Below are 19,756 nucleotides of genomic sequence, written 5' to 3' on the forward strand. Positions count from 1 at the left end.
TCGGCATACCCTGGCGCGCATGACTTCGACCCAGATCGGCCGCCTCTTCGTCATCTCCGGTGCGCAGGCGGCCGGCAAGAGCACCGTCGGCCAGGCGCTGGCCGACGCCCTCCCGCGGTCGGTCTTCATCGACGGCGACTCCATCGGCAATTTCGTGGTGTCCGACAAGGCGTTGATGACGGAGCCACCGTCGGTCGAGGCCGTCGAGCAGCTCTTCCTGCGGTATGCCGGGGCACTGACCGTCGCCGACGTCTATCGCTCGGCCGGGTTCGACGCGGTGATCGCCGACAACATCTTCGGCACGTTCCTCGACGACTACCTGATGATCGCCGCGCCGGAGCCGGTGCACTTCGTGATGCTCACGCCGTCGGCCGCCATCATCGAGTCGCGGGAGGCCGGCCGCGGCAAGAACGCCTATCGGGACGGCTTCACCGTCGAGGGTCTGGTGCGGTCCATCGAGCACGAGACCACCCGCGTCGGCCTGTGGCTCGACAACACCACGATGTCCGTCGGGCAGACGGTGCTGCAGATCCTGCGTCGCACCGGTGAGGCGCTGGTCGACACGCGCCCCTTTGAAAGCGCCGAAACCGACGAAGCCGAAGGGCTCGACGGGTTCGACGACACGCCTGCCCCGTGAGCTCGCCGGTCGGCAGTCCGACAACCCGACTCGTGGTGCTGCGCGGTCCGTCCCGAGCCGGCAAGACGACGCTCTCGATGGCGCTGCGGCAGCGGCCGATGTCCGTCGTCGGCCAGGATCACCTCCGTCGGATCATCCTCAAGGACCGTGACCATCTGGAGCTGACCGCCGCCGTCGAGCTGATCGATCTGACCGCGCGCTTCTGCCTCGATCACGGCAAAGACGTTGTCCTGGAAGGGATCCTGTGGTCACAGAAGTATGGCGAGATGATCCGCCGGCTCCTGACGGACCACCGCGGCAACAACCACGTCTACTACCTGAGCATCGGGCTCGAGGACAGCATCGTCCGGCATGCGTCGAGCCCGGACGCGGCCGACTGGACGGGTGACGACATGCGCTCGTGGTGGAGCGGCCACGACCCGCTCGGCATACCGGGCGAGCAGGTCCTGGACGCGAACCTGCCGCATGCGGAACTGCTCTCGCGCATCACCCGCGACCTCGAGCTCCCCACTCCCATCGCCGAGTGACGCAATTGGCATCGAGTGACGCATTTGCAAATGCGTCAGTCGGCGGCAACTGCGTCAGTCGGTGCAGAGCGCTACCGCGGCACACGGACCTTGAGCACGGACGGACGGACGCGCAGGGTCGCCGGTGTGGTTGCGACGGCGTCGCCGTCGGCGAAGAGCTGCATCGGATCACTACCGGCGGGGGTCTCGATGCGCACCTCCGTCGCGTGCCGGAAGTCGATGTCGGGGTGCCGGTCGTGCTTGCCCAGATTGAACGGCACGAGCTGCGCGCCGAGCTTCGGCAGGAAGACATCACGAAGCAGCACCACATCGATCAGACCGTCGTCCAACCGTGCCGACGGCGAGAGCTTGAGGCCACCGCCATACCTCCCGGAGTTCGCGAATCCCGCTGAGTAGCCCCGGAATTCGACACGCTCTCCGTCGATCGTGAGCGCCAGGTCGATCCGTCGCGGCTGCAGGAGTGCGCGGACGAGGCCGTACGTGTAGACCCAGTGGCCCTTGATGCGGCGCGCCGTGTCGGCGTAATGCTGCACCGCGGCGTCCATCCCCGCGCTCACATTGCCGACGCAGATCCGACCGTCGAGGTCGAGGACGTCGATCGTGCGGTCGTCCCCCGACGCGATGATCGCCGCCGCTTCGCCGATGTTCTTGGGTATGCCGAGCTTGCCGATGAAGTCGTTGCCACGGCCGCCCGCAACGATGCCGAGGGCTGCGTCGGTGCCGACCAACCCGGCTGCGACCGCGCGGACCATCCCGTCGCCACCGAGTGACACGACGACCGGATGTCCTTCGTTGGCAAAACCGTTCGCGAGTTCGGTGGCGTGTTGCTCGCTCGTGCTCTCGACCACCCCGGCGGCCACTCCGTGCGCGGCGAGCGAAGAGCGCAGCGTCGCCACCCGTTCCAACACGGCGCCGTTGCGCGCCGACGGGTTCAGGATGACCGGGACATGCTCCGGTCTGCCACCGGACGACGAGCCGGTCACAACTCCGTCGGACCGTTCATCAGCTTGCCGGGGTTCATGATCCCGGCCGGGTCGACCTCGGCCTTCGCTGCGCGCAACATGCGCGGCCACAGCTCGCCGGTCTCCTTCGGCAGCCAGGGAGCATGGTCGGCGCCGCACCCGTGGTGGTGGGTGATCGTGCCACCGCCGCCGACAATGGCGTCGCCGGCGGCGTTCTTCATCGCACGCCACTGATCCAGCTCCACGCCCGTCTCCTGGCGAGCGAAAACCGTGTAGTAGAGCGAGCATCCGGCGGTGTAGAGGTGCGAGACGTGGCACAGCACGTATGCCGGAGTCCCCCGGCCTGCGAGCGCCCGCTCGATCTCGTGCTTGATCGAGTCGTGCAACGCCTCGATTGTGCTCCACGGCGCGGCGGTCTCCATCGTGTCGACCATGACGCCGTGCGTCAGCAGCGTGTCCCGCAGGTATGGCGTCGAGAAGCGGTGCTTCTCCCACATGACCTCGGGGACACCGCCGATCGTGACGCCGCCCAGCTCCTTGGCGATCGCACGGCCTCGCGAGCGGCGCAGTCTGCTGTCGCTCGACGTGCCGTCATACCGCAGGACCATCAGGCAGGGCGTGCTGATGCCGCGCAGCCGCAGGTAGCTGAGCATGCCCTTGCGCTGCAGCTCGCTGCCCAGCTGGGCGAGCCCGAAGGCCGTCTCGTTGACGTCCGAAAGTCGCGCGATGTCCGGGTGCAGGCCCTCCTGCTCGAACAACCGCAGTGCCTTGGCACCGGAGGCGAACTCGGGGAAGAACCACGCGTCCGGCGCGGTGTGCTCGGGCATCCGCTTGATGCGCAGGGTCACCTCGGTGATGATGCCGAGCGTGCCTTCGCTGCCGACGAACACCTGGCGCGGGTTGGGTCCGGCGGCGGTCGCGGGAAGTGGGCGAAGCTCCACGACCCCGGTCGGAGTCGAGCAACGCAGGCCGAAGACGTTCTCGTCGATGCGGCCGTAGCCGGTCGACTGCTGGCCGGCCGACCGGGTCGCCACCCAGCCACCGACAGTGCTGAACTCGAACGACTGCGGAAAGTGTCCGAGCGTGAATCCCTTTGCCTGCAGGTCGTTTTCGAGGTCCGGCCCGAACACACCGGCCTGCACGGTCGCGGTCAGCGACTCCTCGTCGACCTCGACGATCCGGTCGAGCCGAGCGAGGCTGATGCACACGCAGTGCTCGAACCCGGGTCGGAACGCGTCAATGCCACCGACGACGCTGGTGCCGCCGCCGAAGGGCACGACCGCGATGTGCTCCTCGTGGCAGATCGCGAGCAACCGGTCGACGTCGTCCGACGCGGCCGGGTAGAGCACAGCGTCAGGTGCGAACGGCACGTCACCGCTGCGCAGGCGAACCAGATCGGGATAGCTGCGACCGGCGGCGTGCGACACCAGGGTCGCGTGGTCGTCACGCACGTGGTCGGCGCCGATGACAGCCGCGAACCGTCCACGCACCGATGCCGGCAACTCGGCGCTCGGCAGGTGCACGTCCGCAAGCGCGCCAGGCGGGTTGTCGACGCCGTCGGGCCAGCCGCAGACCTCGGCCAGGATGGCGCGCGCCCCCGGCTTGACCGGGCCGTGGTTGCCGTCCTCACCCCAGCCCCACCAGCGCATGCGCGGTTGCGTTTTGTCCATCGTGGTCATCCTTCTCCCTGATTGGCTTCCCGCTCGGCGCCGCCGAGGTGTGACGTGGCTGCTGAGCTGGGTCCTGCGATGAGTTCGGGCGCGTGCTCGCGGACGGCAGCGACAAGGTCCTCGCGGTCGGCGTCGACCAACCCCCAGCGTGTCCTACGGTCGACGACATCGTCGACGGTCACGGCGAGCTCGTGGTCGACGGCGAAGCGGATCTCGGCTCCGGTCAATGGGATTCGGTCCGTCACCCGCTCGGCGAGACCGGCATCGCCGGCGGTGTATGCCGCAACGATCGTCGCGTCGGTGCCGTATCGCGCGACCAGCCTCTCGGGCAGGCCCGGGTCGACGGCACCGGCACCGACCAGCGGCAGGTGGGTTGTCCGGCACGGTCCTGCGGTCAGGCCGGCGGCCTCGATCGCGGCGTCGACGACGTCATGCGCCATCCGGCGATATTCGGTCAGCTTGCCGCCGACGATGGTGAGCGCACCGGTGCGGTGATCCGGCACGATCGCGTGCTTGCGGGACAGGTCCGCGCTGGGACCGCCCTCGCCCCTGAGCAGCGGACGGAAACCGGCGTAGCTGCCCACGATGTCGTCCGCTGTCAGCGGCTCGTCGAGCACCGCATTGAGCGTGTCGAGCAGGAAGGACCGCTCGGTGTCGTCCGGCCGCGCACGCTCGGGTATGGCGCCGCGGTGCGGGTCGTCGGTCAGGCCGATCATCACCAGACCGTCGTGCCACGGCACGGCGAAGACGAACCGACCGAAATGGCCGGGCACGGGTGCGGTGAGGGCCGCGGTCGGGTTGCCCAGGCGCTCGGCGCGCACCAGCAGATGCGAGCCCTTGCTCGGCGACAACTGGACGTCGTCCGACAGCGTGTCGGCCCAGACCCCCGCGGCATTGACGACCTGACGAGCACGGAGCACATGTTGCGCACCGGTGAGCTCGTCGGTGACCTCGACGCGACCGCGCTCGATCGTCGCCGCCGAGACGTAGGTGAGGATGCGTGCGCCATACGAGGCTGCGGTCCGCGCGATGGTGACGACCAGGCGCGCATCGTCGATCAGCTGACCGTCCCAGCTGAGCAGACCGCCGCGCAGGCCGGTCCGAGCGGTCGCCGGCACCATGTCATGCACCCGATGCGCCGCGATGCGGCTGGGGTGCGGCAAGGTCGCCTTCGGTGTGCGCGCCGCCATCCGCAACACATCCCCGGCAACGAAACCGGAGGTGAGCATCGCAGCCGTTCGGCGGCCGATGGCCTCGTGCAGGGGCAGCACCATCGGAAGCGGACGCACGAGGTGTGGAGCGATGTCCGTCATCAGGTGGCCGCGCTCACGGGCCGACGCCCAGGCGATCGCGACGTCGCCCTTGGCCAGGTATCGCAGTCCGCCGTGCGCGAGCTTCGAGCTCCAGCGGCTGGTGCCGAACGCGAGGTCCCGACGCTCGACGAGTGCGACGCTCAGCCCGCGACTGGCGGCGTCGAGCGCGATGCCGACACCGGTCACCCCACCGCCGATCACCAGCAGGTCGACCGCGTCGCCGCCGGACAACTCAGCGAGCTCGCGACTGCGGCGCGCGACGTTCAGACTCGCGTCGACCGGCAGAGAAGCAGGCATCTCATCCCTTCTGGTACAGAGCCGTACCAGTTTGCGAGGAGGGCCAGAAGTTGTCAAGATCTCCTCATGTCCGCACCGTCCCGCCCGTATGCCGGAGCCAGTCGCGAGAGCCGCGAGGCCGCTCGCCGCGAGCGGCTGATCGACGTGGCGATCACCGTCTTCGGCACGACCGGATTCCGCGACGCCACCGTCGGTGGCGTCTGCGAGGCGGCCGGACTCAACAAGCGCTACTTCTACGAGTCGTTCGCCACGCTGGAGGACCTGCTGTGTGCGGTCTACGAGATCGTCGTGGCCGACCTGCGGCAGGCCGTGCTCGCGGGCGGGGGCGAAGATCCGGTCACCGTCATCCGCGGCTTCGTCGACGGGTTCCTGCGCTGGGTCGAGGAGAATCCGCTCCGCTCACGAGTACACCTCTTCGAGGTGCTCGGCGTCAGCGCACGCGTCGACGAGCTCTACCGAGGGCATGCGCGATCGGTGGGCGATGAGCTCTTCGACCGGTTGGTCGCCACGGCCCCTAGCCTCGAAACCACCTCGGGTCAGCGGAGATTCGTCGGTGACGCACTGGTGGGCGCCGGCATCCAGATCGCGGTGGACTGGGTGCTCAGCGACCGGCAACCGGCCCGGGAGCAGGTCCTCGGCGAGTTCGACGGCGCGATCGCGTCACTGGCCACGCTGCTCTGACCCGGCCGGCGGGCTAGCCGAGCAGCTTCTCCTCGTCCTTGGCCCACAGCCCGGTCAGCCCACGGAAGTGCCCGAGGAAGCGCTCGTGCTCGTGCTGCGGGTAGGTCGATTGCACCGTCTCGACCAGCAGCCGGTCGAAGTCGTCGGAGAGCACCCAGTCGAGCACCATCTCGTCCACGTGCGAGAGCGACGTGTCGACGAACTCCCGATAGCGCTCGGTCTCGAAGTATTGATCCGAAAGTCGTTGATATGCATCGAGTTTCGCCTGATAGTCGTCGTCCCGGTCGGCGATCTCGAACCACGGTTTCGGGTCCACCTGGGTGTGCCCTTCACGCCCCGTCACCACGCAGAAGATCGACCACTTCAGCAGCGACTTGATCGCCCACGGGAAGTAGTAGTGCAGGGACGTGACCGCCACGTCGGGGCAGGCGTTGGCGTAGTCGATCGGGTAGACCACGCCGTCCTTGACCAACATCTCGCAACTGTTGAACTCCCACCGGAAGAACGCGTTGACCGTCTGGGCGATGGTGCTCGTCTCGGCACCGATCTGCGGGGTCAGGAAGTCGTAGGCGACCTCGTAGCGGTCGTGCATCGGCTCGTCCGGACGGAACTTCATCACCATCGTCTCGGGGCCGATCGTCAGCGCCCGGGCGAAGACCTCGAAGCCGTCCACCGCCCGCTGCAGGTGCATCAGCATCTCACCGGATTCGTCGTAACTGCGCCGCAATTCGGCTTCGTTGCGTATCGACGACACACCGCGCCACGCACCGCCGTCGAAGGGCTTCATGAACATCGGATAGCCCAACTCCGCGGCGACCGACGGCAGGTCGAAGGACCGGTTGTACTTCGAGGAGGTGTAGGCCCAGCGCACGTTGTCGACCGGGTTCTTGTAGGGCACGAGCACCGTCTCGGGGACGTTCATCCCGAGCCGCATGAGTGCGCAGTATGCCGAGTGCTTCTCCATCGACTGGAACGTGAACGGCGAGTTGAGCAGGTAGACGTCGTCCATCAGCGCGGCTTTCTTCAGCCACTCGCGGGGGTGGTAGTACCAGTGCGCCAGCCGGTCGATGACCAGGTCGGTGCGCGGTTTGTCCCGCAGGTTGAAGGGCTCGATCGTCATACGTTCGGTGCGTATGTCGTGCTGCGACCCGTCCGGCGCCGTGATCGGCCCGACCCGCCGGACCAACTCCTCGAAGGCGCGCGGCCAGTCCTCCTCGGCTCCCAGCAGCAGGCCGATCAGGTGCTCGCTCATCGTGTGCTCCCTTCCACTCGCCGATCCATCAGCAGAACCGCGGCAGGTGATGCGCCAGTTGCTTGCGCCACCACGGCCAGTCATGCGCACTGTCGTGCCCCCACACGTCCAGTTGGTGCGGAATCCCCTTCTCGGACAACAACTCTGCGAAGGCTCGTGTCGACGGCAGGGCCTGGGTGGGCGACACTTCGAAAGGCCCCTCCCCCACCACGAGCAGCACACTCGCCGTGTTGCGCAACCACTCCAGGTGTTCCCCGTGCATGCCTGCGACATACGCCATCGGGTTGGCGAAGTAGGTGGCGTCGCCGTGCTCGCCGTGCCCGTGCCAGGCGGTGACGTCATAACTGCCCGACATCCCGATCGCTAGTGGCGCCTGATGCGCGTGAGTCAGCGTGAAGTTGACCGCGTGGTAGGCGCCCATCGAGACGCCGAGGGTGATCAGCGGCCGCTCGCCACCGACCTGTTCGGCGATCCACGGCAGCACCGCGCCCTCCAGCCAGCGGATATAGCTGCGGTGGCGCGTGGCGCGCTCCTCGGTGGTGGCGTCGTTGTCCGACCAGGTCCAGCCGTCGGCGGAGTCGACGCAGAAGAAGCTGACCCGGCCGGCTTCCACCAGGTCCTGCACCGCCTCGACCATGCCGTTGCTCGCGAAGTCGTCGGCGCTGCCCGCCTCGCTGGGGAACACCAGGACCGGCCTGCCCCAGTGGCCGTGCCGAACCACGCCCAGCGACAGGTCCGTCCCGGGCACGGGCAGTTCGATGCGATCACCCACTCGCTCATCCTGACGCACTCGCGCCGTTACGCAAGAGGTTTCGGCGGATGAATTCGGACGCGTCGTATCGTCGGAACCGTGACGATGACATACCGCCCGTTGGGCGACTCCGGATTGATGGTCAGCGCGGTCGGGATCGGCTGCAACGCCTTCGGGCGACGGGTGGACGAGGACGGCGTCCGCGACATCCTCGACGCTGCGCAGGACGTCGGCGTCACCCTGCTCGACACCGCCGACACGTATGGCGGCAACGGCGCCAGCGAGGAGTTACTCGGCGACGCGTTGCAGGGCCGCCGCGAAAACTTCGTCGTGGCAACGAAATTCGGCATGGACACCGGTGGACTCAACGGAGCTGACCACGGTGTGCGCGGCGCGCGCAGATACGTCCGGCGGGCCGTCGAGGGTTCGCTGCGACGACTGCGCACCGACCACATCGACCTCTACCAACTGCACGCACCCGACGAGGTGACACCGATCGAGGAGACCCTGTCGGTGCTGACCGATCTGGTGCACGAGGGCAAGATCGGCTACCTCGGCTGCTCCAACTTCGCCGGTTGGCAGATCGCCGACGCCGACTGGACCGCCCGCACCGCCGGCCTGGAGCGTTTCGTGTCGGTGCAGAACCGCTACTCGTTACTGGACCGCGCCATCGAGGACGAGGTCGTGCCGGCAGCGGAGAGCTTCGGCCTCGGCGTGCTGCCGTTCTTCCCACTCGAGCGTGGCCTGCTCACCGGCAAATATCGCCGTGGCGAGCAACCGCCGGCCGGGTCCCGCGCGACGTCAGCTCCGGCCCCCTGGCTGGACGACGCCGACTGGGACCGGATCGAGGCGCTCGAGTCGTATGCCGCGGACCGCGACCTCACCGTCCTCGACGTCGCCATCGCCGGGCTGGCCGCCCAGCCCGCGGTCGCCTCGGTGATCTCCGGTGCGACGTCGGGCGACCAGGTCCGCACCAACGCCGGCGCGCTGGGCTGGGAGCCGACCGCGGAGGACCTCGTCATACTCGACGAGATCACCGGTCCCCGCTGACCCCACCCGCCACACCGAAAGCACCCGCCACACCCGACGCACCCCCCCCAATCGCCAGTGACGGCTTCCTCGCCGAACGACGGCTCCATTTCACCGTCGCTCGGCGAACTCGCCGTCACTCGGTGCGTATGACGCCCGCGGGCTTCACGGGACAGAGCACGCCGCCGCGGTCAGGGTCGAATGATGGCAGCCTCGCCCGTCGGCCACGGATCCGTGCGCAGCCGCCCGTAGGTCAGCACGTCGATCCGCTCGCCGTCGATCAAGAATTTCGCCCGCTCGATGCCCTCCTGCACGAATCCCGCCGCTTCGGCGACCCGTGCGGAAGCGGGGTTATTCGCACGGTGCCCCAGCTCGAGTCGCTCCAACCCGTCCGGCCCGAGCGCCTGGTTCGCCACGGCGATCGCGGCTCGACTCGACCATCCGCGCCCGCGATGCGCTGCGTTCATCCAGTACCAGAACCAGCCGTTCCGGTTAGCAGTGTCGACATTCACCGCCACCAGCCCGACGAGCACATCGGTTTCGTCCGTGATCGCCCAGCTCAGGCGATGTGCGTCGGGGTCGAGGAGAGCCGCGACATACCGATGGGCCTCGCTCACGTCGCGCACCGTGCCCTGGCGACGCATCTGCGGGTCCGAGCGGAAGGCGGCGAGCACCGCCTCGGCGTCATGTTTCGCGAGTGGACGCACCGAGCCTGCGATCGTCATACGAGCATCCTCCGCGGGACGTCGCCGAGTGACGGTTCATTTGCCGAGTGACGGCGTCATACGACCGTCACTCGGCGAGGGAGCCGTCACTGGCGAATATCGGGGTCGGGTCAGTAGAGGGCCGACATGAGGGCGGTGCGGGCCTTCTTGACGCGCTCGTCGGCCGGGCCGACGACGTCGAAGAGCTGCACGAGGTGCTCGCGAGCGGCGTTGCGCTCGTCACCGGTAGTCGCCTTGACCAGATCGATCAGCCGCGTGAACGCGTCCTCGATGTGGCCGCCGAGCACGTCGAGGTCGGCGACCAGTGTCTGCTTCGCGACATCCGTCGGCGCCGCGGCCGCCTCCTCCCGCGCGGTGTTGAGGTCGACACCCGAGGTGCGCTTGAGCAGCCCGACCTGCCCGAGCCCGAGCCGGGCCTCGTCGTCGGCCGGGTTGTCCTTCAGCGCCTGCTCGTATGCCGCCGTCGCGGCGTCGTAGTCGCCCCGCTCGATCGCGTCGAACGCCTGCTGGTGGGTCGCGGGCAACTCCGGCTCGGCCGCTGTCTCCTGGTCGCCCGACTCCTGCGGCGCGGCGTCCAGCGTGCCGGTGACGCCGTTGGCCGCGGCCGCCTCCAGCACCTTGTCCAGCACCTGGCGTATGGCGTCGGCGGGCTGGTCGCCGACATACAGCGGCACCGGCTGGCCGGCGAGAACGGCGAGCACCATCGGCACCTGCTGCACCTGCAGGGCCTGGCGGATCTGCAGAGAAACGTCGATGTCGACGGTCGCCAGCTGCAGGCGGCCTGCATAGGAGCGCACTTCCTCGGCGAGCGCGTCGATGTGCGTCTTGCTGTCCGCGCGTGCGCCCGACCAGAGCGCGAGGATGACCGGCACAGTGGCGGAGGTCTGCATCGCGTCGCCGAAAGTGGCGTCGTCGACGGCGATCACCAGGGCGTCGGAGCCACCGCCCGGCGCTCCGGTGCCGGGCGCGCCGCCGGCCGGTGTCGCCGGACGCGAGAGAGCGGACAGGTCGACGGCACCGCGCAGCGACGCCGGAGTGATGGGCTGGTCAGTCATTGCCCCATTCTTACGCGTCCGGTGACCGGCCGTCGCGTCACCCTGGCGCATCGCTCGGCCATTTCCGCCCCATCGGCCGATCCTCCGTGTCACCATGAGTAAGTAATCGTTTTCTCGACCAGAGGTCAGAACGAGGGATCAGATCGAATGCCGACTCTCATTCAGCCGATCTGCTGCCGGATCGTGCGTGCGAGCGTTCGTCCGACGCGTGTCCGCACCAGTGCGCCCACCGGCACCACCGACAGCAGCTGGAGGACCGATGTCCACACCTGACACGAGCACGTCACGGGAGGAGCTCCTCGCGGTGTCCGGGATCAGCAAGACGTTCCCCGGAGTCCGCGCACTGGACGACATGCACCTGGACCTGCGACGCGGGGAAGTCCTGTCGCTGGTCGGCGAGAACGGCGCCGGCAAGTCGACGCTGATGAAGATCCTCTCCGGTGTCTATCAACCCGACTCCGGACAGCTCCGGATCGACGGCGCACCAGTGAAATTCGCAACACCCAAGGAAGCGCAACAAGCCGGCATCGGCATCATCTTCCAGGAGTTCAACCTGATGCCGGACCTCACGGTCGCGCAGAACATCTTCATCGGTCGCGAGCAGGCACAGGGGCGCTTCCTGCTGCGCCCGCGCGCTCTCGAGCGCCGCGCCGCCGAGCTACTGGACCGACTGCGGCTACCCCTGGATCCCCACACCGCGGTCGGCCGGCTCTCGGTGGCCGGGCAGCAGATGGTCGAGATCGCCAAGGCCCTGTCGCTCGACGCGCGGGTGCTGATCATGGACGAGCCGACCGCAGCGCTGAACGACTCCGAGGTCTCGACGCTGCACGATCTCATCCGGCGATTCGTCAGCGACGACACCGGCGTCATCTACATCTCGCACAAGATGGACGAGCTCAAAGCGATCTCGGAGCGCATCACCGTGATCCGGGACGGCAGGTTCATCGAGACCCTGGACGCGGAACAGACCACGATGCGAGAAGTCATCTCGCTGATGGTCGGACGAGACAGCGCCCCGGTGCAGCATGCGCGCGCAGATGCTCCCGCCGATGATGCTCCCGTCGCGCTGGCGGTGCGCGGTGTCGAGACCCCGAAACTGTTGCGCGACATTACTTTCGACGTTCGCGCAGGAGAGATCCTCGGCTTCGCCGGGCTGATGGGCGCCGGCCGGACAGAAGTCGCCCGCGCGATTGTCGGAGCCGACCGCCGAACAGCCGGCGAGATCAGCGTGCACGGCAAAGCGGTGTCACCACGCAACCCTGCTCAGGCGGGAGCAGCAGGCATCGGCTATCTGTCCGAGGACCGCAAGGGCCTCGGTCTGCTGCTGCAGCAGACGGTCACCCAGAACATCGCACTGCCGTCGGTCGGTAGCAAGTTCTCCCGAGGCGGATTCCTCCACGAGGGCCCGGCCGCCTCCGACGCGCGACGGCTGGTCGACGAGCTGCGGATCAAGACACCGTCGATCCGCGCCGTGGTCGGCAACCTGTCCGGCGGCAACCAGCAGAAGGTGGTCATCGCCAAGTGGCTGCTGAAGGACTGCGACGTGCTGATCTTCGACGAGCCGACCCGCGGCATCGACGTCGGCGCCAAGGAGGAGATCTACGCGCTGATCGGTCGCCTCGCCGCCGAGGGCAAGGCCGTCGTGGTGATCTCCTCCGAGCTGCCCGAGGTGTTGCGTCTCAGCCACCGCGTCGTCGTGATGGCGCGGGGCCGCATCACCGGCGAGCTTGCCGCGCAGGACGCCACGCCGGAGTCGGTCATGCAGCTAGCCACCACCGAGACACCTGCGCGGTACGCACCTGCCTGACATCCGGAAAGCCCTGTCGCCATACGACATTCGGATCTCAAGCCCGCCACGAGGAGGACGACATGCCGAGCCAGACCGCCAGCGCGTTGCTGGACAACACGCCACCCGAGGACGTGCCACCGGCCGCACGTGGGATGAGCCCCCAGGTGCGCATGCGGCTGCAGCAACTCGCCGCGTTCGCGGGCCTGGTCATCATCACGATCTTCTTCGCTGTCGCGGGTGACAACTTCTTCACCTACGACAACCTGGTCAACAACGTGCTCCTGTCGTCGGTGCTGATCGGCGTGCTCGCGCTCGGCACGACCTTCGTGATCGTCACCGGCGGCATCGACCTGTCGATCGGCTGGGGCATCGCACTGACCGGCATGTGCGCGGGAACCTTCCTGATCACCTGGGACCTGCCGCTCGGCCTCGGTCTCCTGCTCACGCTGCTGGTCGGCCTGGTGATCGGGCTGGTCAACGGCTTCAACGTGTCGATCCTGGGTATGCCGCCGTTCATCGCAACCCTGGCCATGATGCTGGTCTGCCAGGGACTACCCCTGGTGATCAGCGCCGGCGGCGCCACGATCTACACCAACACCCAGTTCCCGCCGTATGCCGACCTGTCCGGCGGTGAGCTCATCCCGAACTTCCCCAACGCGGTGCTGATCTTCCTCGCGCTCGCGGTCATCGCGTGGATCCTGTTGAACCGCACCGTCTTCGGGCGGTATGCCGTCTCGATCGGCAGCAACGAGGAAGCCACCGCGCTGTCCGGCATCAACGTACGCACGTGGAAGCTGGTCATCTACGGGGTCGCCGGGGTCTTCACCGCCTGCGCCGGCATCCTCTCGTCCGCCCGCATCGGCGCGAGTCCCACCGCGGGCGGCGGGATGGAGTTGCAGGCGATCGCCGCCGTGGTGATCGGCGGCACATCACTTGCGGGCGGCAAGGGCACGATCATCGGCTCGGTGATCGGCGCTCTCATCATCGGAGTCCTCAACAACGGCCTGCAGATCATGGGCGTCCCGCAGGAGTGGCAGTACGTCATCCTCGGCGTCGTGATCCTGGCCGCCGTCTATGTCGACATGCTGCGCAAGCGCAGCGCGGAGGTGGTCTGAAGTGACTGCACGGGACACCATGCGCCGGCGGCGCCGCACCTTGCCGGCAGCCGCCGTCGGGGCGGCGCTGATCGCGATGACCACCACCGGGTGCATGCGCGCCAGCGACTACAAGGACGACCTCGCCGGGTCGGCGCCGTCGCACGGGGTGCAGGCCGGTTGCACGCCGATCAAGTCCGGCAAGAAGCCCTATATCGCCATAATTTCCAAGGGTTTTCAGCAGCAGTACTGGCAGGCGGTCTACAAGGGCGCGAAGAAGCAGGCCAAGAAGGAGGGCGCTCGGATCACCTTCAACGGTCCGGCGACCGAGTCCGACGTCGAGGGCCAGATCAACATGCTCAAGACCGCACTCGCCAAGAAGCCGGACGCCCTGGGCTTCGCGGCACTGGACTCCAAGGCCTCCGCCCCGATGATGAAGCAGTTGCAGCAGAACAAGACGCCGGTCATCGCCTTCGACTCCGGCGTGGACTCCCCCGTGCCGCTCACCACTGCCGCGACCGACAACAAGGCCGCCGCCGCTGCAGCCGCGAAGAACCTGGCCGAGCGCATCCACTACAAGGGGACGGTCGGTCTCGTCATACACGACCAGACGAGTGTGTCGGGCATCCAGCGGCGGGACGGCTTCGTGGAGTGGATGAAGAAGCACGCCCCGAAGGTCAAGCTGCTCACCCCGCAGTACGGCGGCGGCGACGTCTCGAAGTCGGCGAACATCACCAAGGCGATGCTCGCCGCGCACCCGCACCTGGCCGGCATCTACGGCTCCAACGAGGGGTCGGCCGGCGGCGTGGTCCAGGGTGCCAAGGAGAGTGGCAACAAGAAGGTCGTGATCGTCGGATTCGACTCCGGCGGAGCGCAATTGGACGCGATCCGGTCCGGCCTGGAAGCAGGGGCGATCACGCAGAACCCGATCGCCATCGGCGAGAAAACGGTCTCCGCCGCGATCAAGGCGCTGCACTGCAAGCCGCTGCCGAAGACGATCGACACCGGGTTCTACTGGTATGACAAGACCAACATGGGCAGTGCGAAGATCAAGCCGTTGCTCTACCGGTGACGCACCATGCGAATCTCGTCGCACTCCAGGGTGTCGTCGCGTTTGGTGCCGCCATCGGCGCTGAAACCGAGCTTGCGATAGAACGCCTGCGCACGCAGGTTCTGCCGGACGACCCACAGGTATGCCGGAAGGTCGCCCAGCGTCGCGTCGACCAGTAGCCGTGCGACACCCGTGCCGTGGAATTGCGCAAGGACATTCAGCGCGCCGAGTTCCTGGGGCACCGGCGCGTCGTCGTCCCGCGGGCCGCCGACCATGCAGAATCCGGCAATCCGCCCGGTCGCGAAGTGTCGCGCCAGACGCGACCGGTGTTTTATGCCGTCATCGGCAGCCTGTCCCGCAGCTGCGTGCTCGCGTGCGTTGGTCACGCCGATCCGTTTGCGCCAGTGCGCGATCCGCGGCTCGAGCTGCATGCCGTCGAGGTAGCTCTGCGACAGCATGCCGGCATAGGTGTCCCGCCATACCTGCATGTGCATCGCGGCGAGCTCGGGCGCGTCTGCGTCGGCGAATGGCTCGACGCGGAACGCCCCGCTCATGGCTGGGACTTGAGCCGCTCCTCGACCCGCTCGACCTTCTCGGTGAGCTGGCCGGTGAAGCCGGCACGCATGTCGGCCTTCAGCACCAGGCTGACCCGCGGGCTTGTGGCCGCGACCGCCTCGCAGGCGGCCTTGATGACGGCCATGCACTCGTCCCAGTCACCTTCGATCGTCGTGAACATCGACGTGGTCTCGTTGGGCAGGCCTGAGGCGCGCACCACGCGGATCGCCTCGGCGACGGCGGCGCTGACCGAACCGTCCGGGTCGTCGCTGCTGCCGGGTGCGATGGAGAAGGCGAAAAGCATGCCTCCAGGCTAGTTCACCCCGGCGTCACGCCGACGGCGCCTCGAGACCCTCGGCCGCCGGGGTGAGGGACGCCAGGTAGTCGTGCACGGACGGTATGGCGGCAGCGCCCTCGCCACTGGCCGACGCAACACGCTTCATCGACCCGGCTCGTATGTCGCCGGCTGCGAAGATCCCCGGCACCGTGGTGCCGAGCGGCTCCGGTGGACAGTCGCCGATCCAGCTCTCCCGTGGAACGTCACGGCCAGTGAGCACGAAACCCTTTGTGTCCTGGGCGATCTCGCGCGGCAACCAGTCACAGCACGGGTCCGCACCGAGCAGCAGGAAGAGACCGGCGCAGGGCTTCTGCAACTCCGCACCCGTGCGGTTGTCGCGCAACGTGACCCACTCCAGACGCGTGGCGCCGCCCGCGTCGACAACCTCGCAACACGGCTTCACGCCGATGCGCGGGTTGATCTCGATCTCGCGGATCAGATAGTCCGACATCGTCTGCGACAGATCCGGTCGGCGGATGACGATCTTCACCGACCGCGCGAAGCGGGACAGGTGCACCGCCGCCTGCCCGGCCGAGTTGCCGCCACCGACGACGATCACGTCCTTGCCCTCACACTCACGGGCCGAGCTCGTCGCCGCGCCGTAGTGCACACCCAGCCCGACGAACTTCTCGATCTGCTCGACACCGATCCGGCGGTATGCGACACCTGCCGCGACGATCAGGGTCCGCGCGTGCACGACGCGGTCCTCGAGCCGCAAGGCGTGCGGGCCACCGGCCTCGGCAGCCAGCTCCATGCCGACGACCGGGCGAGCGGAGTAGAGCTTCGCACCGAAGCGGGACGCCTGGGCACGCGCGCGTTGCGCCAGCCGCATGCCGGAGATGCCACGCGGGAAACCGAGGTAGTTGCGAATCATCGAGCTGGTGCCCGCCTGTCCGCCGATGGCCTCGGAGTCGAACACCACCGTCGAGAGGCCTTCGGAGGCGCCATACACCGCGGCCGCGAGACCGGCCGGCCCCGCGCCGATGATCGCCAGGTCGAAGATCTCGTCGTCCTCGAAGTCGTCGAAAGCGTAGAAGCGGCGCCCCAACTCGGCGATCGTCGGTCGGACGAGAGTGTCGGTCAGCGGTGACGTGAGGACCGGGTATGCCGGCGCGCCGTCCGGCCACTCGACGTCCGCCAGCAGCTGCTGCGCCACCGGAGTCTCCGGGGAGTAACTGCGCGCCGGCACACCGAGCCGGTCCAGGAAGTCGCGCAGCCGGCCGGCCTCGGCGTTGCCCGATGGGGCGATGAGTTGCACCGCCTCGAAGACCGGCTTGCTGGAGCTCCAGCCCCAGTCGGAAAGCAGCTCGGTGATCGCGGTGTGGAACTCCTCGTCCCGCTCCCCACGCGGTATGCCGAGACCTGCCTCGATCCGGCCTTCGACCTGTGCCTCGCGCAGCGTCTCGCGGTGGACGCGGAACTCCTCGGCGCCATACACCAGGGCGCGCTTGGTGACCGAGCTGACCGCGTGCAGGCAGTCCACGGTGACCAGCCCGGGGGCATCCGGCTGGGTGAATTCGACTGCGAACAGTGCGATCTCGACATGCTGGGCCAGCAGTGACTGGACCAGCGACATCGCTTGTCCAAGACCGCGCGCGAACTCGACGCGGTAGTCGGCGGCGTACCGCTGAAACTCGTGTTGCAGCTGGTCGGCGTGGCTGTCCCCGACGAGCACGATCGCCGGCTGAAGGGGCTTCACTCGGGCAAGTCTATGCCGGGTGGGAGCGGGCATCGACAGCCGAAAGGCCCAAGACCGACGACATACTCGCGACTGTCGCGAGTTATTCGCCCGATCCACCCCGGACCCACGACACACTCACGACTGTCGCGAGTTATTCGCCCAGCGGCGTCAATAGCGTCAGCTGCGTGCCTGCGAGTCCAGCTCCACACGCTGCGGCACACGGACGATGAGCGCGTCGCCCTGGCCGCCACCACCGCACAGGCCGGCAGCTCCGACACCGCCGCCGCGACGCTTCAGCTCGAGTGCGAGGTGCAGCACGAGGCGCGCGCCCGACATACCGATCGGGTGCCCCATCGCGATCGCACCGCCGTTGACATTGACGATCTCGGGATCGATGCCCATCTCCTTGGTCGACACGATGCCGACCGCGGCGAACGCCTCGTTGATCTCCACGAGGCTCAGGTCGGTGGCCGCGATGCCTTCCTTGGCGCAGGCGGCATTGATCGCGTTGGCCGGCTGCGACTGCAGCGAGGAGTCCGGCCCGGCGACGACGCCGTGCGCACCGACCTCGGCCAGCCACTCCAGGCCGAGCTCCTTCGCCTTGGCCTTGCTCATCACCACGACCGCGCACGCGCCGTCTGAGATCGGTGAACTCGACCCGGCGGTGATCGTGCCGTCCTTGGCGAACGCGGGGCGCAACCCGGCGAGGCTCTCCGCCGTCGTCTCCGGACGGATGCCCTCATCTGCCTTGAACTCGATCGGGTCGCCCTTGCGCTGCGGGATCTGGATGCTGACGACCTCGTCGTCGAAGATGCCGTCCTTCCAGGCACGGGCCGCGAGCTGGTGGCTGCGAGCGCCGAAGGCGTCCTGCTCCTCGCGGCTGACCTGCTTCTCACCGGTGTTGGCCTGCTCGGTCAGCGCACCCATCGCCTGGTCGGTGTAGGCGTCCCACAGGCCGTCGAGCGCCATGTGGTCCTTCATCGTGACGTCGCCGTACTTGAAGCCCTTGCGGCTGCCGGGCAGCAGGTGCGGCGCCTGGCTCATCGACTCCTGACCACCCGCCACCACCGTGTCGAACTCCCCGGCGCGGATCAGCTGTGCTGCGAGCGCGATCGCGTCCATGCCGGACAGGCACACCTTGTTGATCGTCAACGACGGCACATCCATCGGGATGCCGCCCTTGGCTGCGGCCTGCCGGGCCGGCATCTGCCCGGCCCCGGCGGTGAGCACCTGGCCCATGATCACGTAGTCGATCTGGTCACCGGTCACACCGGCCTTGTCCAGGGCGCCCTTGATCGCGAAGCCACCGAGCTCCGCCCCGGAGAATCCGGCGAGCGAGCCCTGCAGTTTGCCCATCGGCGTGCGCGCTCCGGCGACGATGACGGCGGTGTTGTTGTCAGACGAAGTCATGCCATCCACTGTAATCGGGGCGGCTCGACGTGCTCAGCGGGATCAGAGCGAGACGTATGCCGTCACCGTCTGGTCGCCGTCACAGACGTGGAAGGTGATCGTTGCATCGCCGTTGGCGTTGTTGCCGCGGGTGACCAGCACGTCCTGGGTGGAAGTCCCGGGGGCGGCCTGCCAGGACGTCGGCGTGATGCCGGACCAGGTGGCGTTCGCCGGGCCGACGATCGACACGAGGGTGACCGCCTGCGCGGTGCTCCCGTTGTTGACCACGGTGAAGGAGAACGTGACGGTCTTGTCACCCTGATCGTTCTGCTTCACTCCGTTGCCGGTGATCGTCACCGAGCACGTCGTGGCGGTCGACGCACTCGCGGCGGGGGCCGAGGCTGCGAACGCGACCACCGGAAGGGTCCAGGCAGCCCCCTTCGCGACGGAACGGCGCGAAACAATGTGGCGCGGTGACTGCTGAGACATCGGTTCTCCCCTGTCGGCGATCCGGATCGGATGCCGGGAGATTAAGCCGGACGCTCGTACAAGTCCGCATCGAAAGTGACTTATTGCAGGACGAAATCTCCTGCTCAATAAGGGAACTCAGCGCGAGCGTCTGCCGAGGCTGCCGTCGGTCAGTGCCAGGAGCCGCGCGGCGGGCGCCGGTCCCGGGCCGACCAGCAGCCGGTGTGCCAGTGTCGGCGATCGGACACGTCCCCCAGGCCGTCCTCCGGCCACACGACGACGTGTCCGATGGCGGACGAGAGCGATTGCTGGCATCCGGGGCAGACATAACTGCGACCGGCCGCGTTGCCACGCACCGGCCGCACTGCGTAGGTCCGGCCGGCATACGACTCACGCCGTATGCCGCCGTCCAACAACCGCGAGACGTCCGGCCGGCGGTCGGGCTGACCCGACCGCCGGCTCGGACGACGATTGCGGCGCGGCACGGAAGCTG

At 68.0% G+C, this 19,756-nt stretch carries 20 protein-coding genes; 7 read left to right on the forward strand and 13 right to left on the reverse strand.

Features of this window, described 5'->3' with window-relative positions:
• Nucleotides 1-19 precede the first annotated feature (19 nt).
• Together ACSZL9_RS05615 and ACSZL9_RS05620 are read left to right on the forward strand one after the other, a co-directional pair.
• Nucleotides 20-637, forward strand: coding sequence for a phosphotransferase (locus tag ACSZL9_RS05615; protein ID WP_446664482.1), 618 nt, complete (start codon nucleotides 20-22; stop codon nucleotides 635-637).
• The gene (locus tag ACSZL9_RS05620; RefSeq protein ID WP_446664483.1) at nucleotides 634-1,164 is read left to right on the forward strand and encodes a kinase; all 531 of its coding nucleotides are present in this window, start codon (nucleotides 634-636) and stop codon (nucleotides 1,162-1,164) included. The genes ACSZL9_RS05615 and ACSZL9_RS05620 overlap by 4 nt, the downstream gene beginning before the upstream one ends.
• A 71-nt stretch (nucleotides 1,165-1,235) precedes the next feature.
• Here the strand turns inward: ACSZL9_RS05620 and ACSZL9_RS05625 are convergent, their stop codons facing one another.
• From ACSZL9_RS05625 to ACSZL9_RS05635, 3 genes are read right to left on the reverse strand one after another with little or no spacing between them, the layout of a single operon-like run.
• Nucleotides 1,236-2,147, reverse strand: a complete 912-nt coding sequence (locus ACSZL9_RS05625; RefSeq protein ID WP_446664484.1) for a diacylglycerol/lipid kinase family protein — start codon at nucleotides 2,145-2,147, stop codon at nucleotides 1,236-1,238.
• Nucleotides 2,144-3,796 carry an FAD-binding oxidoreductase gene (locus ACSZL9_RS05630; RefSeq protein WP_446664485.1) on the reverse strand — a complete coding sequence of 551 codons (1,653 nt, stop codon included), beginning with the start codon at nucleotides 3,794-3,796 and terminating at the stop codon, nucleotides 2,144-2,146. Before ACSZL9_RS05630 ends, ACSZL9_RS05625 begins: the two co-directional genes overlap by 4 nt.
• Nucleotides 3,797-3,801: 5 nt before the next feature.
• Complete coding sequence (locus ACSZL9_RS05635; protein WP_446664486.1) at nucleotides 3,802-5,406, reverse strand: glycerol-3-phosphate dehydrogenase/oxidase; 1,605 nt, start codon at nucleotides 5,404-5,406, stop codon at nucleotides 3,802-3,804.
• A gap of 66 nt (nucleotides 5,407-5,472) precedes the next feature.
• Here ACSZL9_RS05635 and ACSZL9_RS05640 point away from each other — a divergent pair, with 66 nt between their 5' ends.
• A complete protein-coding gene (locus tag ACSZL9_RS05640) occupies nucleotides 5,473-6,087 on the forward strand; it encodes a TetR/AcrR family transcriptional regulator (RefSeq protein ID WP_446664487.1) in 615 nt (204 codons plus the stop codon).
• Between the two features lie 13 nt (nucleotides 6,088-6,100).
• Here the strand turns inward: ACSZL9_RS05640 and ACSZL9_RS05645 are convergent, their stop codons facing one another.
• Together ACSZL9_RS05645 and ACSZL9_RS05650 are read right to left on the reverse strand one after the other, a co-directional pair.
• Complete coding sequence (locus tag ACSZL9_RS05645; protein ID WP_446664488.1) at nucleotides 6,101-7,339, reverse strand: ATP-grasp domain-containing protein; 1,239 nt, start codon at nucleotides 7,337-7,339, stop codon at nucleotides 6,101-6,103.
• 28 nt (nucleotides 7,340-7,367) lie between these two features.
• Nucleotides 7,368-8,111: an esterase family protein gene (locus tag ACSZL9_RS05650; RefSeq protein WP_446664489.1), complete on the reverse strand. Its 744-nt coding sequence runs from the start codon at nucleotides 8,109-8,111 to the stop codon at nucleotides 7,368-7,370.
• Between the two features lie 84 nt (nucleotides 8,112-8,195).
• Here ACSZL9_RS05650 and ACSZL9_RS05655 point away from each other — a divergent pair, with 84 nt between their 5' ends.
• Complete coding sequence (locus ACSZL9_RS05655) at nucleotides 8,196-9,140, forward strand: aldo/keto reductase (protein WP_446665111.1); 945 nt, start codon at nucleotides 8,196-8,198, stop codon at nucleotides 9,138-9,140.
• A gap of 170 nt (nucleotides 9,141-9,310) precedes the next feature.
• Here the strand turns inward: ACSZL9_RS05655 and ACSZL9_RS05660 are convergent, their stop codons facing one another.
• Both ACSZL9_RS05660 and ACSZL9_RS05665 read right to left on the reverse strand, forming a co-directional pair.
• The gene (locus ACSZL9_RS05660) at nucleotides 9,311-9,844 is read right to left on the reverse strand and encodes a GNAT family N-acetyltransferase (RefSeq protein WP_446664490.1); all 534 of its coding nucleotides are present in this window, start codon (nucleotides 9,842-9,844) and stop codon (nucleotides 9,311-9,313) included.
• A 110-nt stretch (nucleotides 9,845-9,954) separates the two neighbouring features.
• Nucleotides 9,955-10,899: a tetratricopeptide repeat protein gene (locus tag ACSZL9_RS05665; RefSeq protein WP_446664491.1), complete on the reverse strand. Its 945-nt coding sequence runs from the start codon at nucleotides 10,897-10,899 to the stop codon at nucleotides 9,955-9,957.
• 259 nt (nucleotides 10,900-11,158) lie between these two features.
• Here ACSZL9_RS05665 and ACSZL9_RS05670 point away from each other — a divergent pair, with 259 nt between their 5' ends.
• The 3 genes from ACSZL9_RS05670 to ACSZL9_RS05680 all read left to right on the forward strand — a co-directional run bounded on the left by ACSZL9_RS05670 (nucleotide 11,159) and on the right by ACSZL9_RS05680 (nucleotide 14,854).
• On the forward strand, nucleotides 11,159-12,706 hold the full coding sequence (locus ACSZL9_RS05670) for a sugar ABC transporter ATP-binding protein (protein ID WP_446664492.1): 1,548 nt from the start codon (nucleotides 11,159-11,161) through the stop codon (nucleotides 12,704-12,706).
• Nucleotides 12,707-12,768: 62 nt separating this feature from the next.
• Nucleotides 12,769-13,803 (forward strand): ABC transporter permease, encoded by a 1,035-nt coding sequence (locus ACSZL9_RS05675; protein WP_446664493.1) that lies wholly within the window; start codon nucleotides 12,769-12,771, stop codon nucleotides 13,801-13,803.
• 1 nt (nucleotide 13,804) lies between these two features.
• Nucleotides 13,805-14,854 (forward strand): substrate-binding domain-containing protein, encoded by a 1,050-nt coding sequence (locus ACSZL9_RS05680; RefSeq protein WP_446664494.1) that lies wholly within the window; start codon nucleotides 13,805-13,807, stop codon nucleotides 14,852-14,854.
• On the opposite strand, the gene ACSZL9_RS05685 is transcribed toward ACSZL9_RS05680, so the two are convergent.
• The 6 genes from ACSZL9_RS05685 to ACSZL9_RS05710 all read right to left on the reverse strand — a co-directional run bounded on the left by ACSZL9_RS05685 (nucleotide 14,845) and on the right by ACSZL9_RS05710 (nucleotide 19,748).
• The gene (locus ACSZL9_RS05685) at nucleotides 14,845-15,387 is read right to left on the reverse strand and encodes a GNAT family N-acetyltransferase (RefSeq protein ID WP_446664495.1); all 543 of its coding nucleotides are present in this window, start codon (nucleotides 15,385-15,387) and stop codon (nucleotides 14,845-14,847) included. The genes ACSZL9_RS05680 and ACSZL9_RS05685 overlap by 10 nt on opposite strands.
• Nucleotides 15,384-15,692 (reverse strand): MTH1187 family thiamine-binding protein, encoded by a 309-nt coding sequence (locus ACSZL9_RS05690; RefSeq protein WP_446664496.1) that lies wholly within the window; start codon nucleotides 15,690-15,692, stop codon nucleotides 15,384-15,386. The genes ACSZL9_RS05685 and ACSZL9_RS05690 overlap by 4 nt, the downstream gene beginning before the upstream one ends.
• A 25-nt stretch (nucleotides 15,693-15,717) precedes the next feature.
• Nucleotides 15,718-17,424 carry an NAD(P)/FAD-dependent oxidoreductase gene (locus ACSZL9_RS05695; protein ID WP_446664497.1) on the reverse strand — a complete coding sequence of 569 codons (1,707 nt, stop codon included), beginning with the start codon at nucleotides 17,422-17,424 and terminating at the stop codon, nucleotides 15,718-15,720.
• A 159-nt stretch (nucleotides 17,425-17,583) separates the two neighbouring features.
• The gene (locus ACSZL9_RS05700; protein WP_446664498.1) at nucleotides 17,584-18,816 is read right to left on the reverse strand and encodes an acetyl-CoA C-acetyltransferase; all 1,233 of its coding nucleotides are present in this window, start codon (nucleotides 18,814-18,816) and stop codon (nucleotides 17,584-17,586) included.
• A 42-nt stretch (nucleotides 18,817-18,858) separates the two neighbouring features.
• A complete protein-coding gene (locus tag ACSZL9_RS05705; protein WP_446664499.1) occupies nucleotides 18,859-19,284 on the reverse strand; it encodes a hypothetical protein in 426 nt (141 codons plus the stop codon).
• 149 nt (nucleotides 19,285-19,433) lie between these two features.
• Entirely contained in the window at nucleotides 19,434-19,748 is a 315-nt protein-coding gene (locus ACSZL9_RS05710) for a hypothetical protein (protein WP_446664500.1), read from the reverse strand.
• Between the last annotated feature and the right edge of the window lie 8 nt (nucleotides 19,749-19,756).

Source organism: Flexivirga sp. B27 (genome assembly GCF_052905685.1).

Excerpts from the sequence above, each read along its gene's own strand:
- ACSZL9_RS05645 (WP_446664488.1), bottom strand. The coding sequence starts at position 7,339 with ATGAGCGAGCACCTGATCGGCCTGCTGCTGGGAGCCGAGGAGGACTGG.
- ACSZL9_RS05655 (WP_446665111.1), top strand. The coding sequence starts at position 8,196 with ATGACATACCGCCCGTTGGGCGACTCCGGATTGATGGTCAGCGCGGTC.
- ACSZL9_RS05705 (WP_446664499.1), bottom strand. The coding sequence starts at position 19,284 with ATGTCTCAGCAGTCACCGCGCCACATTGTTTCGCGCCGTTCCGTCGCG.
- ACSZL9_RS05635 (WP_446664486.1), bottom strand. The coding sequence starts at position 5,406 with ATGCCTGCTTCTCTGCCGGTCGACGCGAGTCTGAACGTCGCGCGCCGC.
- ACSZL9_RS05640 (WP_446664487.1), top strand. The coding sequence starts at position 5,473 with ATGTCCGCACCGTCCCGCCCGTATGCCGGAGCCAGTCGCGAGAGCCGC.
- ACSZL9_RS05700 (WP_446664498.1), bottom strand. The coding sequence starts at position 18,816 with ATGACTTCGTCTGACAACAACACCGCCGTCATCGTCGCCGGAGCGCGC.
- ACSZL9_RS05630 (WP_446664485.1), bottom strand. The coding sequence starts at position 3,796 with ATGGACAAAACGCAACCGCGCATGCGCTGGTGGGGCTGGGGTGAGGAC.
- ACSZL9_RS05690 (WP_446664496.1), bottom strand. The coding sequence starts at position 15,692 with ATGCTTTTCGCCTTCTCCATCGCACCCGGCAGCAGCGACGACCCGGAC.
- ACSZL9_RS05660 (WP_446664490.1), bottom strand. The coding sequence starts at position 9,844 with ATGACGATCGCAGGCTCGGTGCGTCCACTCGCGAAACATGACGCCGAG.
- ACSZL9_RS05615 (WP_446664482.1), top strand. The coding sequence starts at position 20 with ATGACTTCGACCCAGATCGGCCGCCTCTTCGTCATCTCCGGTGCGCAG.
- ACSZL9_RS05675 (WP_446664493.1), top strand. The coding sequence starts at position 12,769 with ATGCCGAGCCAGACCGCCAGCGCGTTGCTGGACAACACGCCACCCGAG.
- ACSZL9_RS05670 (WP_446664492.1), top strand. The coding sequence starts at position 11,159 with ATGTCCACACCTGACACGAGCACGTCACGGGAGGAGCTCCTCGCGGTG.
- ACSZL9_RS05665 (WP_446664491.1), bottom strand. The coding sequence starts at position 10,899 with ATGACTGACCAGCCCATCACTCCGGCGTCGCTGCGCGGTGCCGTCGAC.
- ACSZL9_RS05685 (WP_446664495.1), bottom strand. The coding sequence starts at position 15,387 with ATGAGCGGGGCGTTCCGCGTCGAGCCATTCGCCGACGCAGACGCGCCC.